The sequence below is a fragment of the Alkaliphilus sp. B6464 genome, from assembly GCF_018141165.1.
In the GTDB taxonomy this organism is placed as follows: domain Bacteria; phylum Bacillota; class Clostridia; order Peptostreptococcales; family Natronincolaceae; genus Alkaliphilus_B.
Genome location: NZ_CP058557.1, coordinates 737,995 through 757,340 on the forward strand (window position 1 = coordinate 737,995; position 19,346 = coordinate 757,340).

A 19,346-nucleotide genomic window follows, 5' to 3' on the forward strand; every position below is an offset into this window, starting at 1 on the left:
GAAGAAGATGAAACAATCAAAAGGCAATCAAAACATTTAACACTATCACAAAGAATAGGAATTGAAAAAGGATTACTCTCTGGATTATCATTTGTAAAAATAGCAACAAACATAAGTAAAGATCCAAGCACCATTTCTAAGGAGATAAGAAGGCATGCGAGTGTAAAAACAAGGAAAAATCAATTTGCTCCCATTCCATGCGGTAGCAGAAGTAGCTGTAGTCAGATTAACCTTTGTACCCAAAAATGTGGTTCAAAATGCAAGATGTGTCGTGAACTCAAAATTCGTTGTACAGATTTCTGTAGGGACTATGCCCCTGTTCAGTGTGAAAAACTATTAAAACCACCATACGTCTGCAACGGATGTGGTAAGCGGATAAATTGTCTTATAGAACAGAAGATATACTCCGCAAAGTACGCTGATGACTGCTACCGAGAGTTGTTGGTGTCAGCGAGGGAAGGGATTAATCAGACTCCTGAAAGTATTCAAAGACTTGATGAACTTGTATCGCCTTTAATCAAAAAAGGACAGTCTATTGCTCATATATATGCCAATCACGCTAAAGAAATTAAGTGCTCTAGAAGAACTTTATACTCCTATATTGATCAGTCGGTATTAGCAACAAGAAATCTTGATATGAGGCGCAGAGTCAAATACAAGAAGTGCAAAAAATCAACCCAGTGCAGTATTGTGAATCGGGAATTTCGTAAGGGACGCAGCTATGAAGATTTTCAAAAGTTGTTAAAAGGTAATCCGTCTGTACCTGTTGTTGAAATGGATACCGTAGAAGGGAAAAAAGGAGGAAGTACAGAGGGTTTTTGATAATTTCACACAAATGCTAGGTGCTGAATTATTCCAAACATTATTTCCAATCGTACTTACCGACAATGGCAGTGAATTTCAGAATCCACTGCCATTAGAATCTACATAATACGCGAAATGCGAACTAAAATTTATTATTGTAATCCTAATAGTTCCTAGCAAAAAGGTATGATTGAAAAGAACCACCAATATATACGTTTTGTAGTACATAAAGGAAATACATTCGATCTGTACACAGGATGATGATCAATCACATTAATAACGCAGCAAGAGACAGCCTCAATGGATGTACTCCATTGAGGCTGTCTCAGTTGCTTTTGAACTATCAGCTACATACCGGTCTATCACTTCAGGAGATTACACCAGATGAAGTAATGCTCAAACCAGAATTACTGAAATAAAATGATGTTGCACAGGCAGATTTCACTGACTAGAATTTAGTCTTACACGAAGGCAGGTGGAATTTAGTCTTGCGCACTAATTTTAGCTGCCAGATTGCCGTGCAGAGAATCCGTAAAATCTATGCTACTAAAGCTATTATACGTTAAAAAACTGGTTTGTTAATGTATTAAAACAGAAGTCAATCCTGCATAAAACAGGTTACTTCTATACACTAGAATTCAGTTTTTCATTCAACGCTTAATTTTTTCTAGAATATTTATAGTTGCATCAAATAGTGTCTGCTTCGATTTCATAATTAGGTACTATATTAAAGGCATGTAATACTTGGTCTAGCATTTCTCTATGTTGTCCTGTAACACATTTTTCTCTTGTTTCTAACTCTTTAATTAGGGGCACATCTTAATTGCTTCCGGCCTTGTGCCAAACACCCCCATTACTTTTTTCTTCATTTTGCCACCTATCCTTATTTCAGTTATATATCGTTAGATATTAAGCTTATTTTTAATATATACCTTTAATTTTCTAACTAATATTTTATATTTGGTATCTTTCGCATACATATTTACTAGTGAATCAAAATCTCTAGTATTTAATTGAGAAAAAAAAGCATCTCTTAATTTACTATGAGGTACAGACTTACCATACATAGGATTGTGCTTTATTGAATCGGTGAAGTTTACTTCCTTATATGTTATTAATCCTTTTAACTGTTCAAATGCAATTTCACCCTTTTCCGTATTTAATAAAACAAGTGATATGCCTTTATTATCATTAAGTGATGGTTCTATATTTTTAATTCCCCAAAAATCAGCTAATGTTATATCACTTTTTCTATGTTCGCCTTTAAACTTACATTTAAAACATGAAGGTCTTAGAGATAGCAGCTTCGAGAATGCTTTCATATATGTGTCTTCATTCTTACTTTTTAAATATACATCACCTGACTGAAACTTAATATTCATTTTATAATTATGCCAACCTTCATCTTTAGTACGGAATGATATTTCTTTTATTTGCTCCCCTTGTTCTGCAGTTCTACAGGCAAGGTAGCTTTCCCATACCGTTGGTGAAGGCACTCCTTGACATATAATGTCCTGACATAACAAATTATTATATTCTTTACCTAAATAACTTTTTAACCCAGCAATTTGGCATGGTGTTCCTGTAAAAAGTACTTGCCTTCCTTGTTCTAAAAAATTTCGTGCTGCTTTATATGAATATCCAATTTCACTCTGAACATATTTCGATCCTCTAAATTTACTTAATTCTTGATTATCTTCAAGAAAGCTATGGACAACCTTAAAGTCTTTACTGAATTTGGCCCCAAAAACTACGCCTTTATGCTTAAGTATTTCTTCAGCTATTACGGTAAATATTCCACCTGAAGAACTATTTATTCGAACACTATTATCTTTATTAGTGCAAGCATATGCCTTAATGTTATTCCGATTAACTTTCTTCTTATTTATTATAGGACATACGTTGATACACATTAGACACTTTGTACATGTGTTATAGTTAACCTTAGGATAAGTAAAACCTTTTTGATCACTGTTCATCGAAATAGCACCTTGCTTACATGCATTGTAGCAAGCAGAACACCCCATGCAATCTTTTGTATATTTTATTTCTCTATCAATCATAGCCATCACCTATTTATTTAATGTTTCTAAAAAGCTCTATTATTCTAGATTCATCACTTCTAATTTTTGTAATTCTAGATTTGATGTCCTTTGAAATTTCATCTTTGCTAGTTAACATTTCTACAGTTTTATTTTTTAATTCTTTCTTAATATCCATCAAATGAATTACCCATTTAGTATCATTATAAATATAGTTAGCCATCCCTATCGCTTTTTGACTGTACGCTAAAAATATTGTTGGTATTCCCTCACAAACCGCATTAACTGCACAATGCATTCTCGCAGCTATAACAATGTCACATGTCTTAAGAAACTCTTTTGTTCCTAAGAAGCCCTCTGCACCTTCAAGTAAACTTACAGACTTGACTATATTGTTAGGGATGCTATCATATATATCCTTTAGGTAGTCTAAATCATTATCTTTATTAGACAATGGACTCAATACATGTGGCACTAAAACTACCTCTGTGTTTGATATGCTCAATAAATCTTGAATTGTTTCTATAACTTGTTCTTTAAAAGAATTACTTTCTCCAACTTGCTCAAAAACTGATAATGGGCTAAGGTTTAAAGCAATTCTAATGTTACTCGACTTCTTATACTTTTGCTTACTCGTATCTTTAATATAAAATGCTGGGTCAGAACAGAGTTGTACGTTACCATTTACGTTGTTTTTATTTAGATAGTTAAAAGATGTTTCTTCTCTACAAAATATTTGATCAACTTGCTTTAGGTGCCTAAAGTAATAGTCTCGTACCTCTGGTTTTTCGCCAAACGGACCTATAGATGCTCCCCAAATTACATAGGGTTTAGACCTTAGTACAGTATTACCAAATTCCACAATACCACTATGCTTGGTTTCTTTTTTATTTTTAAGAATATATTTGGGTATTGTATAGATATCTCCGCCTACCGAAAACACAAGATCACATTCATTTACTACAGCTTCAGCATCCCAAATAATTAATTTCTGTTCTATATTAATCATTCTTAATATTCTATTTATAATACGTCTTAATATCGCTCCTTTTTTTTCAGGTGCTCTCTTAATAGTGATATCCAAATCATTCACTATTTGTTTATCTTCTTTAGGGAATCTCGTATATAAAATAACATCACTATTAGGCCATGCTTGTTTTATTAATTCATATGTACCCCTTGCAATAGCCTCACAGCCATAATTATATAAACCATACATGCCAAATAAAGCAATTTTCAACTTTTTTTCCATAATATCACCTTCTTTCAAAATTTGTGTACTAATTTTATATAAAGAATAATTTATACTCTACAGTTCCAATTAATATCCCAGCTGTGTAAGCAATATATATATATATAGCCGATAATTTAACTAAGCCATATAGAGCATGCTTAGTAGCACTTCTATATTTAGATACTATAAAAGGTACAAGTATTATTGTATAAATATTAAAGTAGCAGGTTAATCTTGTAACAAAAACGGTGTGCTCACTAAACATTATCATTAATAATGCATTAACCCAAATAAAATTTATTAATAAACTTTCTAATTTATCAGGATGTTTAATTATTAATTGTGCTGAAATATATATACCAATAACTAGAAGTAGTCTTGGATCGTATAACTTATAAGAATACCCATAAACCTCACTTTGCATATATATATAATATCTATGTGCAAAAGTATTCAACCTTAGTATGGTAAGTATGTTTAATATAATATTGCTAATTGAAAAAAAACTACTTAATAGTCCTGCACCTAAAATAGTTATAATCCCTATATATTTATTCACTTTTTTATCAGCAATGAAGTACATAATAACAAGTATCCATGCAGTTTTATGAAAGGTACTTGCTAAAAAAATTATTGCTATGAACTTAAATAGTTTTTTTTCATATAAATACTTCAAACTAAAAGTTGTTATACCTATTGCCACCGCCGTTCTAGCTGCATGCATATCAAACTGAAAATATAGTGGTAGAAAAAGCAAAATAGATAACATTCTATCAGGTGAGTATCTTTTGATAAATACATAAACACATATTAAGCTAATAAAATTCATAATGACTATAACAGCTTGTTGATGTAGACCCAGTATATTGACAGCATAAGATATTATTCTAAATCCTATCTCCATAGGGAAGTTAGGGTCAAATATCCTATCTAGTGATGTTATGTACGTAGAATATCGCAGGTATGAAAAATAATCTCCATTACCGTTACCTCTTAATGCGGCAAAACTAAATAATATTAGAAAAGCTGTTATATAATTTAATCCCAGGTTGTTTTTCTTTATAAATTGCATTTGTATCATGACTATAAAAAATAGTAGGAAAAAGTACGGCCACATTATATCACACCTTCTACATTCGTTATAGATTTACAATAAATATTAAGTAATTTTACTTCTTCGTCCTCCCAAAACAGACTATTATCAAACATGACGCTACTATCGAACCGATAACCTTTATCAAATAGAGTTAATAAGGATATTATTTCAACCACATCGTGAGGGTCTACTGTATATCCAATATTTAAATCAATTACAGACTGCCCAATCATTGTCTTTTCAGATACAATAACTCTTTTCTTAAATATAATAGATTCAAAAAACTTATTACTAATTGCATATTTTACGTTTATATCTTTATTTGGGTAGGCTGCCCAGATATAGTCACATACATTGTATATAGATGGCAGATCTAATTCCTGGTATCTACCAGTCATGATGACTTTATGTTGTAAATTATTTGTTTCAATATATTCTTTGATATCATTAAAATTTGGGCCACTTCCTGCTAAAAGTATAATTATATTTTCTATGTTATTAGCCGCATTAATTAAATTAAGTAATATATTTTTGTATCTAATAGTCCCTACAAAACCTATAACAGTTTTATTTTTTAGAGTACTTTCGTAAGGTAACATATATTCATTAGATTTGAAAGTTTCTAATCTCTTTGATGGTTTATTATTAATTGTAATCTTAGTTATCTTATTGATACCTTTACTATTATAGTAGATTTCAAAGTAAGGAGATGCTAGTACCATAGCACTAACATATTTTTTAATAATATTTAATTCAAGTTTTTCCCTTATCCAATTTAAAACCTTGTTCCTTAAAAACTTTATATCATAGACTTCATAAATAATCTTTGCTTTTCTGGATATTATTACTGAAGATATTAGCATTTCGAAATCAATAGCGTGAATATAGTCAGGATTAAATTTATTAAAATACTCTTTTGCCTTAAGAGTAAATCTTGCTAAGTTTATTGCTTTATCTTTTTTATTACCATACTCAATATTTTGATTAAAAACTTCCACATAATCTTCCATTACTGGTTTAGACTCTCTATTCCATGCGAAGACTTTAATTTCACAATTTTCGTGTTGATTAATCATAGAATTTCTAACTTTTTTAACCCTAGGTGATAACGGGTAGTGATCACAAAGTATTAATATCTTCATTCTTTCCCCTCAAATCTCTGTAAATATATTTTAAATTTCAAACAGCTTCAGTATATCTTGATACGTTTTTTTTCTATCAAATTTGTCTTCGGCCATTCTTCGATTATTCCTTCCCATTTCTTCCCTTCTTTTCTGGTCATTTACCAGTATCATTAGCTTGTTGGCAACATCGATAGCATTGCCATTTATACAGTTAAACCCCGCTTCATATTCTTCAATTAAATTTCTATATTCCTCACATTCTTGTGTGTTTAGCACAGGAACTCCAGCTGCTGCATAGTCGCCTACTTTATTTATAATACTTCCAGCTGATCCAGCTTTAATTGGGTTTATAGCTATATCACACGATGCTAGAATACCCACCATTTTTTCATATTGTAACCTACCCATAAACTCAACCCAAGTATTTTGTTCTTTAGCATAGTCTTCAAATCTCTGCTTCAGTGGGCCATCCCCCATAATAATAAACTTTATATTTTTAATCCCTTTTTCACTTAGCATTGATAATGAATCAATAACTAGCTCGATTTCGTAACTATGGCCTAATGTCCCAATATATGCTAACCAAATTTCACCTTTAAGCTTATTCACCCGACCATGTGATAACCTATCAAATAACTCTAACTCTGTTCCAAGATATATACTCTTCCCATTTTTACATTTTTTGTTTACTTGTAGTGCTCTGTCTAAATAAGTATTCGAAACAGCAATTATTTCATCTGCAGCCCTATAAATATAGTCCGCACATCGTTGCATCGGGTAAAACAAAATATTGCTAATTATAGGTGTATTGAATAGCATTTTAAAAGCTTCTGGCCATAGATCTTGGATATCAATAATGAACTTTATTTCATTTTTTTTAGCATATTCTGCGGCTATTTTTGCTACGTCTAGAGTTGGTACCGAACAATAGATAACATCAGGTTTTTCTCTACCTAAAAGATACTTTTTTAAGTTCAGTCCCATAACATAATGACTATAAAATCTACTAAAGGACACATTTTTCTTATATCCAATTTCATGTACCATAGTTAGTTTATAACTACTATTCTTTAGTTTTACTTGACCTTCAATTCTTTGTTGTTTTTTTTGATGTGAAAAGCTAGAAGTTATGACTTCAACTTTATGGCCAAATCTTCCAACTTGATCGGCAATATAATGAAATCTCCCGTTTCCATGTTCACCTGGAACTTGCGTAAAATGTGTTATAAACAGTATGTCCTTCAATATATGGCACCTCACTTTTATCAATTTATGTTCTAATCCCAATTTTATAAAAAATTAAGACACTAATAAATACAACAAACTATACTAGTAAACCCAATAATACAGTTGGATTTAAATATCTACTTTCCAAAAACTTTCCTAGTAGTATTTTTTTTTAAAAGCTTGGCAGGATTTCCTACCATTACCGAATTTGGATCAACATCTTTAAGCACAACAGCACCCATACCAATAATTGAATTTTGGCCAATGTTTATGCCATTTCGAATAATTGCCCCACTGCCTATATAACAGTTTGAAGCAATATTAACATCGCCACCAATTGAAGCATTAGGAGAAATTACAGTATAATCACCGATATTAACATCGTGTCCGATTACAACATGTTTATTGATTAAACATCCTTTGCCAATATGTACGTTTACAGTAATAGTAGCTCCAGTATGAACAATGGTACCATTTTTTACAGAAGATAATCTAGATAAATTCAATCCCGAGTCTATCACACTAACATATTCTAGATTATAGTGTTCAAGTTTTTCATAAAGAAATTTCCTTGAAGATGGTTCGCCCGCTGCAACGATAAATTCAATATTAGATTGATCAATTTGATTCAAGGCCTCTTCAAGAGTAAAGACTGATACTTCATCAACTATACGGCTCTTGACATTATCATCAATAAAAATAACCTCTTCCCACTGACTCATTCTATAGGCAAGGTCAGCAATTTCTCTTCCCATTCCCCCGCAACCATATATACAAAGTGTTTTCATTTATATCAAATCCTCACAATCTAATTTGTAGTCCCTTTAAACTTCTCCATAGTAACTGACTCACTTTTATTTACACCTTCTCTTCTAAATACCTTTAGAAATGTCTGAACAATAATTTTTATATCAAGCAACATATTAAAATTATCTACATACCAAACATCATAATTAAACTTATCTTCCCAACTAATCGCATTTCGGCCATTTACTTGTGCTAAGCCTGAAAGACCTGGTCTTACTTCGTGTCTTCTCTTTTGGTGATCATTATAAAGTTCTAAGTATTGAACTAATAAAGGCCTAGGACCGATAATTCCCATATCTCCACGAACTATATTCCAAAGTTCAGGAAGCTCATCTAGACTAGTTGATCTTAGGAACCCTCCAAATCTGGTTAGTCTCATTTCATTTGGTAGTAACTCCCCATCCTCATCTCTTCCATCCGTCATAGTCCTAAACTTATACATAGTAAAAATCTTCTCGTTAAGCCCCGGTCTCTCTTGCTTAAAAATAATCGGACTTCCAAGCTTTAATCTAACTAATACAGCGACTATCAAAAGAACCGGGCTCAATACTATAATCGCGATCAGCGACAATACAAAATCCATCATTCGTTTCCCATAATTTCTATAGAACATCTACGCCCACAACCCCTTAACAATCTCACAAACTCTATTTAAATCCTCATCCGTCATCTTAGTATCAGATGGCAAGCAAACACCGTTTTCGAATAAACTTTCACTTACCTCTCCACCAATATAATCATACTGGGCAAAAAACGGCTGCATATGCATCGGCTTCCAAACAGGTCTTGATTCAATATTTTCCTTTTCAAGAGCCTCCATTATATCAATTGGTCTAACTTTGCCACTTAGGGTTAAGCAACTTAACCAATAATTTGGCTCATTCCATTCATTAACTGGCATAAACTCTACACCTTCAAGTTGTCCTAACTCACGCTTATAAAACTCAAATATATATTTCTTCTTAGCTACTCTTTGATCTAATACCTTAAGTTGCCCCCTACCAATCCCAGCAACAATATTGCTCATTCTATAGTTAAATCCTAATTCACTATGTTGATAGTGCCTTGCTTGATCCCTAGATTGAGTTGCCCAAAATCTAACTTTAGCAATTTTCTCTTCATTATCCGAAACAAGCATACCTCCACCTGAAGTGGTAATAATCTTATTACCATTAAAACTAAACATTCCATACTCTCCAAAAGTCCCAGTATGTTTCCCTTTATAATAAGTTCCCAAGCTCTCAGCAGCATCTTCAATTAAAGCTACATTATGTTTCTTACAAAGTTCCACGATCTTATCCATATCAGCAGATAGACCATAAAGGTGAACTACAATCACAGCCTTAACTTCCGGATACTTCTCAAATGCTTGCTCTAACGCTCTAGGACACATATTCCAAGTCTCATAATCACTATCTATAAACACGGGTGTTGCATTTTGATAAATAATCGGGTTAGCTGTAGCTGAAAAAGTAAGACTCTGGCAAAAGACAATATCTCCTTCACCAACCCCGGCTGCATTAAGTGCTAAATGAATAGCCCCTGTTCCAGAAGAAAGTGCCGCAGCAGCTTTACTCTCAACCTTTGCAGCCAATTCTTTTTCAAATTCATTAACATTCTTACCGAGAGGAGCAATCCAGTTAGTATCAAATGCTTCTTTTATGTATTCCACTTCATATCCTTCATCACTCATATGAGGGGATGAAAGCCAAATTTTCTTTGACATTTACTAAAACTTCCTTCCATTATTAAATCAACGATTAACTAACTTTCTTATAACCAGGCACTAACTTCTTTACCACTACATCAATAAGCTCCATATCTTCTTTAAATAAAATAGCTTTAAGCATCTCGATATCTTTTCTTAGTTGTTCTATATCATTAGATACTGGCTTCCCAATAAATATCTTCTCATGCTTAGTTTCTATTAACCCTTCTTCCGCCATTAGAAGCTCTTCATAAAGCTTTTCTCCTGGTCTTAGACCTGTATATTCTATCTTTATATCTACATCTGGCTCAAAGCCTGATAGCTTTATTAGGTCCCTTGCTAGGTCTGCTATTTTTACTGGGTCTCCCATATCTAATACAAATATTTCTCCACCTTCTGCCATTGCTCCAGCTTGGATAACTAACTGTACTGCTTCTGGTATCGTCATAAAGTATCGTATAATTTCGGGATCTGTTACTGTTACAGGGCCACCTTCTAATATTTGCTTTCTAAATAGTGGAATTACACTACCATTACTTCCTAGTACATTTCCAAATCTAACTGCTACAAATTCTGTTTTACTTTTCTTGTCTATTGCTTGTACTATCATTTCTGCTATTCTTTTAGTAGCCCCCATGATGTTTGTTGGATTTACTGCCTTATCTGTTGAAATAAGTACAAATCGATTTGCACTGTATTTATCTGCGCATTCTGCAACATTCATAGTTCCAAATACGTTATTTTTAATAGCCTCCATAGGGCTACTCTCCATTAATGGAACATGCTTATGAGCTGCTGCATGAAATACTACTTGTGGTTTATAATTTTTAAAAATCTGCTCCAATCTGTTTTTGTCACGGACAGAGCCGATAATCACTTCCAAGTTTAAGCTATTCCCATGTTTTCTTATTAATTCTTGTTGTATTTCATAAGCACTATTTTCATAAATATCAAATATAATTAACTTTTTAGGTGAGAAACCTGCTATTTGTCTACAAAGTTCAGATCCAATTGATCCTCCACCACCTGTAACTAAAACTACTTCATTAGTTAAGTAGCCCGATATTTCTTTTAAGTCTACTTTTATAGGATCTCTTCCTAATAAATCTTCTATTTGAATATCTCTAATTTTCTTTATATCAACTCTACCATCAATAAGCTCATAAACTCCTGGCAAAGTTTTTAAATTGCATTTTGTCTTACTGCAAATACTTACTATTTCCTTTATCTGAGCCTTGCTTATTGCAGGCATTGCTATTAGTATTTCATCTATCTTTTTTTCTTCTACAATTCTATTTATATCTGCTCTAGTGCCTAAAATAGGAACACCATGGATTTTTCTTTTGTATTTTTGAGGATCATCATCTATTACTGCCACCGGATATTTGTGGATTTGCGGATTATTATACATCTCTTTAATCATTATAGATCCTGCTTTTCCGCCACCAATTATTAATACTCTTTTTCTATCTAAATCATCTTTAAATAATGCTAATTTTATTCTTCTCATAGCACGATAAGTAAATCTAATTCCACCTACTAAAGAAATGGAAAGTATCATAAATAAAACGTAAAAACTTCTTGGAAACTTAATATTTAATATGAAATTATACATAAAAAAAAGTGCTGCGCTTCCTACTACTGATGAAAAAACAACATAAACTAATTCATCTAAGCTAGCATAGCGCCATACACTTTGATAAAGATTAAAACCATAAAAAGTAATGATCATAATGAATGTTGTTAAAATCCAATATTCTAAATAAGTTTGTAAAAATTCACTAGGAATTGAAAAATCAAACCTAAGTAATAATGCTGTTAGACCAGATATATTAATTAGTATTATATCTGTTAATAGTAAAATTAATTTTCTATGGACTATTGATAAATTTACCCTCTTGGATCTTTTTTTCTTTTTCTGACTTAATTCTATTTCTACCCCCGTCGTCATTTTGTTACCCCTCTTTCTTTAAAGCATAATCCAAAATATGTATTAGATAAAAAACCTATTCTTTTTATATATATTTTCTATCTTTTATCCTATTTGTCCTGTCCTATTTGTCGAAAATCGTTCGTCAAATTAGGGGTTTTTTCGACAAACTTAAACATATTTCGACTTTTATTGACAAAATACAGATGGATAATCTCTATTATGAAATTATCCATCCTTAATTATTTACCTATTTTATTAATTCTTTAATAATTATCTATTATAAACTCTATAGATAATAGTAGCAGCTTCTGCTCTTGTTACATTTCCTAATGGATTTAATACTCCATCACTACCTACTAATAGTTTTTCTTGGGCTACTGGCACTATATATTCTACGGCCCATGCTGGTACTTTATCTACATCCTTAAATTGATTTAAAGATGATGTGTTTGCATTTGTCTTCAGTTCTAAAGAATTAGTTAACACTACTGCCATTTCAGCTCTTGTAATAGATTGATCCGGTTTGAATGTACCATTATCATATCCACCAACAATATTTAATGCTTTTACTGTTGCAATATAGTCTTTTGCCCAGTGACTAGATTTTACATCTGTAAATTCTCCTTTAGATGTAACCATGTCCAGCTCTAAAGTTTCTACAATAAGCTTAGCAAATTGTGCTCTAGTTAACTTATCTTCTGGCTTGTAAAGGTTTTCTTCAACAAATCCATCTATTACATGCTTAGCTACCATTGATTTAACATAGTCTTTAGACCAGTGGTTTTCAATATCACTAAAACTCTTATCGTACTCTACTACGGCAAACTTACCATAGTGGTCTGTGCTCATAGAAATTTTGTTATCTTTAATTTTTCCGCCAACAAACTCTAATGCACCTGTTTTCTCGTTAATATAGAATACTCCTAATAAATCCGGGTTTCCGTCTTTTGCTTCGATTGCAATAGATATTTTTATTTTGTTATCAAAATTATTAATTGTTTTAATAATTTTACCTGTATTATCTTTTATTACTAATTGCATTTCAAGAGTCTTTGCTATCTTCTTAGCAAAATTATCTTTAATTAAGTCTTTAGCTTTTCCTTCTTCTACTACTGATAACACAAACTCTACATAGCTACCCTTTGGTGCATCCTTTAACGCATTTGCTAATGCATTTGCAGGCACTATATATGTTAATGCTTCTGATTCAATTCTTAACTCTACTTTATTTTCAACAAGCTTTGTCATGGCATCAGCTGATATAGATACTTCCATGTCAGCTGTTTTTACATCGTCAAGCTTAATTGCCACTACTAGTTTAGCTGTTTGACTTTTCTTACCTGCCTCTGCTAAGATTTCTACAGCAGCTTTAATGCTTTCAGATTTAATAGCTACAACTGACTGACCTTCAGCTCCTGTTTTAACCTCTACTGAGTCCTTACCTAATTCTACTACTATTTCTCCATCTTTTACTTTAGGTGAATCTACTTTAGTATCTTCTGGTTGAGGGGATGTACTTCCTCCTCCACCTCCACCTCCGCCTCCGCTTCCGCTTCCTGGTCCTTCTCCATTATCTCCGCTTCCGCTTCCTGGTCCTTCTCCATTATCTCCTCCTCCGTTTCCTGGCTCTTCCCCATTATCTCCGCCAGGGTTTGGATATGGATTTTCACCTTTAATTGCAGTAACGGCTCTAGCTATAACAAGCTTTTCAGAAGGTGTGAATTCTTTCATAATATCTTTGATTAATACTTCCAATGCATTTATATCTTTTAACTCAAATTCGGTGTTTACATTAAAACTTTCTTTAAGAATGTCATTAATGCCATTTAGAATCTTCGATTTGTTTAAAGTAATAGTATATGGTGAATTCATTGACATAGTTGTATTGTCAATAATTAAGTTAGCTATCGCTATTGATATTTTTGCTTTAGATTTTCCATCTACAGGATCTAACGCATTGTATACATTATTAATACCTGTATCTCTTAATAAAATATTAGCAGTTTCGTTAGCTAATTCTCCAACTGTTTTAGCAGATCCAGAAGATCCTACCTTTAAGTCTGCTATCTTTCTATTATTATCAAAATTAGCTCCTTCCAATGCATTAGTAATCAAGTACTCTATGTTAATTTGTGACTTGATATTTCTAGCTTGGTTTAATAATACCTCTTCACTGTCATTATTAATACCAAATTCTTTTAACTTAGAATCAAATTCAGATGCTCTTATTAAGCTTAAAATATCGCTTACAATTGCATTTTTGTCTTTTAGTTTATTAGCAGCACTTTTTAAAGTTAATAAATCCTTTAGCTTAAGCTTGTCAATATTTCCTCTCATTTTATTAACAAAGTTATGTACTGCCGGGTCATCTAAAGCTACAGCTGCCTCAGTAGTATCTGCAAATGCAAACGCACTAAACATAGATAAAACCATTACTAATACTAAAATAATCGATATTTTCTTTTTCATTTTCATCCTCCTTTTGTTTTTAAAGTTTATATATTTTTTATTACTTCCCTATACCCCGAAACACCTCCTAAAAATAATGTTGCTGTTTTTATGCATTTTATATTAATTATTTAAAAGGTCAAATAACCTTTTTAAAATAACAACAGCCTCCGCACGTGTGGCATTATCTTTAGGTGCTAAATATTCTCCATCTTTCCCTTGAATTATTTTGTTCTTAACTACTAATGCCACATCTAGTTCTGCCCAGTCTGCTACTTTGCTATGGTCTCCATAGTTTTGTAGCATTTCCTTTGCCTGTAGAGGTAATAATATTTCCGACTCTTTCATGGCCTTCATTGTTCTTGATATCATTACAGACATTTCTTCTCTTGTTATTAGATCATTTGGTGCAAATGTTGTGCTATTTCTTCCTTCTATAATTCCATACTTAAATGCAATTTGTACATATTCGTAATACCACTTATCTTTTGTTACATCTTTAAAACTTTCATCTAATATTGTTGTATCATTTTCAAGCTCTAGTAATGATACAATAGCCTTAGCAAATTCTGCTCTAGTGATTGGGTCCTGTGGAGCAAATCGTCCTTCTTCTTTTCCTTGAAGTACACCACGACTAGCCATAAAGTTAATGGCTTCCTGAGCTTCTACCCATAAAGATGAGATGTCTTTAAAAGAAACCTCAATTATTGGTTTTTCTACTTCCACATCCGTAGTTTTCTCTTCCTTTGGAGGTGTAACTGGACTACTGCTTCCGCCACCACCTACAGAGCCTTGTTCTTCGCTATCTGGCGCCACAGCATCTATTTTTCTTTTTAGTTTTGCTATGTCTGCTTCACTCAAGTTATTTAGCTCCTCTGCTACATTGCCATATCTTTCTTCTATTTGAGTCTTTTGTCTGCTTGTTAACATTGTATCATATAGAAATCCTAATGTTTCTTTATCTATTTCATCCTTGTACTTAATCATTAAATCGTAGTATGTTGAATTCCCATTTGCTTTCTTTTCCATTACCTTGTCGATTACTTCATTCATAATAGCATTTGTAGATGTGCTTGCTTCTGCTACAGATGGCATTAGTCCAGAAGTTAATATTATACCACTTAATATCAATGCTGACAGTTTTTTCATTTTGTTCCTCCTATCCATATGTTTGCCCTCTTTTTAGATGTAAATAGTTTCCTAATTTTATGCAAAAAACTTATTTTGGGATTATAGTTTAACGGCTGTGGAATATATATATCTTGGCCACTTATTAATAGCTCTCCGTTATTAATAATCTCTTCAGCAGCTTGGTCTCCTATCCATTCTTTTATTTGCTCTAAAGCCTTCTTCATTTTTGGAGATCTATGTCTAGAAGAGTGAGCATCTGTACCTATGAAATGGACCATTTTATGCTTTAATAAAATTTCTGCTGTTTTCCTTGCCTTTTCTCCTAATTCACCTGTTATGCTTTGGCTATTTATTTGTACATAATTTCCTTGATCTATTAGCTCCTTCAAACGGTTAGGATTCTCCATTATTTTTGTATATCTTTCTGGGTGGGCTATTATAGGCTTATACCCTAATAGTCTTACTTCGTAAAGAACATCCTCAGTATAAATAGGGATATCTCCCATAGGAAATTCGATTAAAATATAATGGCCATTATTTAATGTAAATACTTCTTTATTATGCAATATTTTAGGTAGGTTTGGAGATATGTACACTTCATTTCCTGGTAATATCTTTAAATTCATACCCTCTTTTTCAAAAGTTTTATTTAATGCATCTATTGCTTCTTCAATCTTTTCTTTTTTGGAAGCTAATTCACCTTCAATAAAGTGTGGCGTTGCTATTATTTGACTTATACCTTGTTCTACAGCTATTTCACCCATTTGCAGGGCTTCGTCTATGTCTTTGGCACCATCGTCTATATTAGGTAAAATATGACTATGTAAATCAACCATTTGCTTTTACCCTCTTATTCTTTTTCTTATTTCTTTTCTTATTTCTTTTCTTATTAGTTGTACTTTCATCCTCCGCATAATAACTGTAGTAGTAATACTGAGAATAATTTCTCTCATTAATTGGAATTTTATTTAAAACTACTCCAATAATATTTGCTTTTACGTTTTCTAATAATGCCTTAGCTCTCGTAGCTACTTCTATAGGGACCTGTCCAGAGGCACATACTAGTAGCGTGCCATCTACTATAGTTGATAAAATAGATGCATCTGTTACTACTGCCACTGGAGGAGTATCTACCATTATATAGTCATAGTCTTTTTTTACATTATTTAAAAACTGTTTCATCTTATTTGATGCCAACAACTCTGATGGATTTGGAGGAATAACTCCTGCAGGCAATATATCTAGTTTTTCTATATGTGAAGAATAAACCCCTTCTTTATAATCTAATTCATTAACTAAGATATTAGTTAAGCCTACTTGGTTACTTGTCTTAAAAATCTTATGAAGCTTTGGTTTTCTTAGGTCTCCATCTATTAGAAGTACCTTTGACCCTGATTGAGCCATGGCAATAGCTAGATTAATAGTAGTTGTAGTTTTCCCTTCTCCTGGGCCAGAGCTGGTAACTATTATGGTTCTTATTGGATTATCTAAACTTGAAAATTGGATGTTTGTTCTAAGTGTACGGTAAGCCTCTGATATAGGGGACTTTGGATCCGTATAGGCTATTAATTTATAGTTTTCCATTGTGCGCCTCCTTACTGCTCATCTTCCATCATTGGTATAGTTCCAATTACATTTAATCCTAAGTGTCTTGAAATATCTTCAGGAGATTTTATTGTATTATCCATATATTCTAATAAAAATACAATAAATAAACTTACCATCATTCCAAGTACTCCTGCAATTGCCATATTCATAATTTTGTTTGGCTTAATTGGAGATGTAGGTACTACAGCATCGTCTAATACTTGTACATTATCTACTCTCATCATATCCATAACTTGCTTTTTGAATACCTCTGCCAAGTTATTTGCAATATTTGCTGCTTTCTCTGGATTGGTGTCTGTTACACTTATAGTAATAAACTCTGTATCTTTTACTAGATTAACAGATGTTTTTTCCTTTAATTGGCCTGGAGTAATATCTAAGCCTAATTGAAAAATAACCTCTTCTGATACTACTCTACTTTGTACAATCTCTCCATATGTTCTAGCTAATCTTTGGTTTAAGTTAAGGTCTTGAATTTGTAGCTGACTTCCTTCTGCATAACTAACTGGCTTTCCTACCATTACTGTAGTAGTTGCTTGATAAATCGGATCCAAAACGAAAAAACTTACCATACCACTTGAAGTTATTGCCAATATCGTTATAAGTATAATGAACCATAATCGTTTTTTGATCATATATATATATTCTCTCAGATCTAACTCCATTTCTTGCTCTCTTAACTCCATGGATTTGTCATTCCTTTCTTTATACCTTATGTCATATATTATTTGATCTCTTAGGGATTCTATAAAAGTTCAAAAACTCCTTCTAATGATAATTAGTTTTTTCAAATTTCGACCTTTTCTGTTATTCTTCGATCTATATTACTATATTATAGAATCTATAAGTAAGATCGTACAGTAATGATTTTCAATATATATATTTCCAGTGAAAAAGAGAATCAACAATATCCTTGATTCTCTTTTTCGTACTAAATAATAATCTTCTTCAAAATCTGTTTATACCTATCTTTATTCCCATTTACCCCACAGTAAATAGCAACCGGTATAATTCCTACCCCTAAAGAAAACACAGTTAGCGCCAGCATTATAAGTGCTTTATTTACAATGCCATGTTTAAAATTCAAAATGATATTGAAAAAAGCATACCAGTTCGTCCCATTTCTGTTTAACTTTTATCTCCATAGTTATCCCCCTATATTATGCTTATACTTACAATTTTAGCACTAAAGTCCTATTTTTTGTTCTGTAATCATATGACTAATTGTCAAGACATTCGACATAAAAATAGACTTTCAAAACCATTGGGCAACAAAAAGCCAAGAAAACAGGACCATTGACGCAGTTACGCTATGCCACTGGACTAGTCCCCTTAACTTTTAATATTAAATTAGTCTTTATTTTTTTAATTACCTTCTTAGGTTATTCGCCATACCCAACATTTCATCTGCTGTTTGTATGGTTTTGGAGTTAATCTCGTAGGCTCTCTGTGCTGTAATTAAACGTACCATCTCATCTACTATTTGTACATTTGAGGTTTCCAAATAATATTGCATAATATCACTAGTTCTTTCTTCTTCCTCCATATATATTGGCTCACCAGAAGCCACGGTTTCCTTATATAGATTTTTTCCTACTGCTTCGAGTCCTTCGTTATTAATAAACTTGGCAAGGGCAATAGTAGCAATTTCTTCAATTTCTCCATCTTGAGTTTCTGCGGTAATAAGTCCACTTTCGTTTACTGTAATATCTTTCATGCCTTCTTCAAAATATATAGCATCATCGAAATCAGATACTACAGTATATCCATCTGAAGTTACTAGTCTCATTTCATCAAATTCTACACTTAGCTTAAAATTCCCATCTCTAGTATAGAAACGATTCCCACTTGGGTCTTCGATTACAAAAAAACCATCTCCACTTATACCCATATCAAAGGGATTATCTGTTCTTTCTAAATTGCCCGTAGTAAACATTCTACTAGTAGCAACCGGCATTACACCATGACCTACCTGTAAATTTACAGGACTACCCTGTCCATCGTTTAAATTAGTAGTTCTTAGATTTGCATATAGTAAATCCTTAAATTCTACTTTTTGCCTTTTATAGGATGTTGTATTTACGTTAGCTAGGTTGTTAGAGATTGTATCCATATTTAGCTGTTGGGCCTTCATACCAGAAGCGGCTGTCCATAAAGCTCTCATTGTTTTTCCCCCTTATTGTA

17 protein-coding genes and 1 pseudogene are annotated in these 19,346 nt (G+C 32.4%); 1 reads left to right on the plus strand and 17 read right to left on the minus strand.

The window, feature by feature from the left end:
* The first annotated feature begins 438 nt into the window (after positions 1-438).
* Complete coding sequence (locus tag HYG84_RS20250; RefSeq protein ID WP_249168705.1) at positions 439-822, plus strand: hypothetical protein; 384 nt, start codon at positions 439-441, stop codon at positions 820-822.
* Between the two features lie 684 nt (positions 823-1,506).
* Here HYG84_RS20250 and HYG84_RS20725 read toward each other — a convergent pair.
* From HYG84_RS20725 to flgG, 17 genes and pseudogenes are all read right to left on the minus strand, one after another.
* Positions 1,507-1,673, minus strand: a pseudogene (locus tag HYG84_RS20725) (UDP-N-acetylglucosamine 2-epimerase (non-hydrolyzing)); the annotation flags it as partial.
* A 33-nt stretch (positions 1,674-1,706) separates the two neighbouring features.
* Positions 1,707-2,867: a Coenzyme F420 hydrogenase/dehydrogenase, beta subunit C-terminal domain gene (locus HYG84_RS03660; RefSeq protein ID WP_212380776.1), complete on the minus strand. Its 1,161-nt coding sequence runs from the start codon at positions 2,865-2,867 to the stop codon at positions 1,707-1,709.
* Between the two features lie 13 nt (positions 2,868-2,880).
* On the minus strand, positions 2,881-4,098 hold the full coding sequence (locus HYG84_RS03665; RefSeq protein ID WP_212380777.1) for a polysaccharide pyruvyl transferase family protein: 1,218 nt from the start codon (positions 4,096-4,098) through the stop codon (positions 2,881-2,883).
* Positions 4,099-4,132: 34 nt separating this feature from the next.
* On the minus strand, positions 4,133-5,161 hold the full coding sequence (locus HYG84_RS03670; protein WP_212380778.1) for an EpsG family protein: 1,029 nt from the start codon (positions 5,159-5,161) through the stop codon (positions 4,133-4,135).
* A gap of 35 nt (positions 5,162-5,196) precedes the next feature.
* Positions 5,197-6,318: a glycosyltransferase gene (locus tag HYG84_RS03675; protein WP_212380779.1), complete on the minus strand. Its 1,122-nt coding sequence runs from the start codon at positions 6,316-6,318 to the stop codon at positions 5,197-5,199.
* Positions 6,319-6,348: 30 nt separating this feature from the next.
* Positions 6,349-7,545: a glycosyltransferase family 4 protein gene (locus HYG84_RS03680; protein WP_212380780.1), complete on the minus strand. Its 1,197-nt coding sequence runs from the start codon at positions 7,543-7,545 to the stop codon at positions 6,349-6,351.
* A 119-nt stretch (positions 7,546-7,664) separates the two neighbouring features.
* On the minus strand, positions 7,665-8,315 hold the full coding sequence (locus HYG84_RS03685) for an acetyltransferase (protein WP_212380781.1): 651 nt from the start codon (positions 8,313-8,315) through the stop codon (positions 7,665-7,667).
* A gap of 20 nt (positions 8,316-8,335) precedes the next feature.
* Entirely contained in the window at positions 8,336-8,947 is a 612-nt protein-coding gene (locus HYG84_RS03690; RefSeq protein WP_212380782.1) for a sugar transferase, read from the minus strand.
* Positions 8,948-10,060, minus strand: a complete 1,113-nt coding sequence (locus tag HYG84_RS03695; RefSeq protein WP_212380783.1) for a DegT/DnrJ/EryC1/StrS family aminotransferase — start codon at positions 10,058-10,060, stop codon at positions 8,948-8,950. It lies immediately after the preceding gene.
* A 34-nt stretch (positions 10,061-10,094) separates the two neighbouring features.
* Positions 10,095-11,993 (minus strand): nucleoside-diphosphate sugar epimerase/dehydratase, encoded by a 1,899-nt coding sequence (locus tag HYG84_RS03700; RefSeq protein ID WP_212380784.1) that lies wholly within the window; start codon positions 11,991-11,993, stop codon positions 10,095-10,097.
* A 252-nt stretch (positions 11,994-12,245) separates the two neighbouring features.
* On the minus strand, positions 12,246-14,444 hold the full coding sequence (locus HYG84_RS03705) for an S-layer homology domain-containing protein (RefSeq protein ID WP_212380785.1): 2,199 nt from the start codon (positions 14,442-14,444) through the stop codon (positions 12,246-12,248).
* A 102-nt stretch (positions 14,445-14,546) separates the two neighbouring features.
* Positions 14,547-15,572, minus strand: a complete 1,026-nt coding sequence (locus HYG84_RS03710; RefSeq protein ID WP_212380786.1) for an S-layer homology domain-containing protein — start codon at positions 15,570-15,572, stop codon at positions 14,547-14,549.
* Positions 15,569-16,390 (minus strand): tyrosine-protein phosphatase, encoded by an 822-nt coding sequence (locus tag HYG84_RS03715; protein WP_212380787.1) that lies wholly within the window; start codon positions 16,388-16,390, stop codon positions 15,569-15,571. The genes HYG84_RS03710 and HYG84_RS03715 overlap by 4 nt, the downstream gene beginning before the upstream one ends.
* A complete protein-coding gene (locus tag HYG84_RS03720) occupies positions 16,383-17,138 on the minus strand; it encodes a CpsD/CapB family tyrosine-protein kinase (RefSeq protein ID WP_212380788.1) in 756 nt (251 codons plus the stop codon). The genes HYG84_RS03715 and HYG84_RS03720 overlap by 8 nt, the downstream gene beginning before the upstream one ends.
* Positions 17,139-17,149: 11 nt before the next feature.
* A complete protein-coding gene (locus HYG84_RS03725) occupies positions 17,150-17,848 on the minus strand; it encodes a YveK family protein (protein ID WP_212380789.1) in 699 nt (232 codons plus the stop codon).
* Positions 17,849-18,093: 245 nt separating this feature from the next.
* A complete protein-coding gene (locus HYG84_RS03730; protein ID WP_212380790.1) occupies positions 18,094-18,249 on the minus strand; it encodes a hypothetical protein in 156 nt (51 codons plus the stop codon).
* Positions 18,250-18,531: 282 nt separating this feature from the next.
* A complete protein-coding gene (gene flgG / locus HYG84_RS03735) occupies positions 18,532-19,326 on the minus strand; it encodes a flagellar basal-body rod protein FlgG (RefSeq protein ID WP_212380791.1) in 795 nt (264 codons plus the stop codon).
* Between the last annotated feature and the right edge of the window lie 20 nt (positions 19,327-19,346).

Coding starts and splice junctions, on each gene's coding strand:
- HYG84_RS03660 (WP_212380776.1), bottom strand. CDS start 2,867: ATGATTGATAGAGAAATAAAATATACAAAAGATTGCATGGGGTGTTCT.
- HYG84_RS03665 (WP_212380777.1), bottom strand. CDS start 4,098: ATGGAAAAAAAGTTGAAAATTGCTTTATTTGGCATGTATGGTTTATAT.
- HYG84_RS03670 (WP_212380778.1), bottom strand. CDS start 5,161: ATGATACAAATGCAATTTATAAAGAAAAACAACCTGGGATTAAATTAT.
- HYG84_RS03675 (WP_212380779.1), bottom strand. CDS start 6,318: ATGAAGATATTAATACTTTGTGATCACTACCCGTTATCACCTAGGGTT.
- HYG84_RS03685 (WP_212380781.1), bottom strand. CDS start 8,315: ATGAAAACACTTTGTATATATGGTTGCGGGGGAATGGGAAGAGAAATT.
- HYG84_RS03690 (WP_212380782.1), bottom strand. CDS start 8,947: ATGTTCTATAGAAATTATGGGAAACGAATGATGGATTTTGTATTGTCG.
- HYG84_RS03695 (WP_212380783.1), bottom strand. CDS start 10,060: ATGTCAAAGAAAATTTGGCTTTCATCCCCTCATATGAGTGATGAAGGA.
- HYG84_RS03700 (WP_212380784.1), bottom strand. CDS start 11,993: ATGACGACGGGGGTAGAAATAGAATTAAGTCAGAAAAAGAAAAAAAGA.
- HYG84_RS03705 (WP_212380785.1), bottom strand. CDS start 14,444: ATGAAAAAGAAAATATCGATTATTTTAGTATTAGTAATGGTTTTATCT.
- HYG84_RS03710 (WP_212380786.1), bottom strand. CDS start 15,572: ATGAAAAAACTGTCAGCATTGATATTAAGTGGTATAATATTAACTTCT.
- HYG84_RS03715 (WP_212380787.1), bottom strand. CDS start 16,390: ATGGTTGATTTACATAGTCATATTTTACCTAATATAGACGATGGTGCC.
- HYG84_RS03720 (WP_212380788.1), bottom strand. CDS start 17,138: ATGGAAAACTATAAATTAATAGCCTATACGGATCCAAAGTCCCCTATA.
- HYG84_RS03725 (WP_212380789.1), bottom strand. CDS start 17,848: ATGGAGTTAAGAGAGCAAGAAATGGAGTTAGATCTGAGAGAATATATA.
- flgG (WP_212380791.1), bottom strand. CDS start 19,326: ATGAGAGCTTTATGGACAGCCGCTTCTGGTATGAAGGCCCAACAGCTA.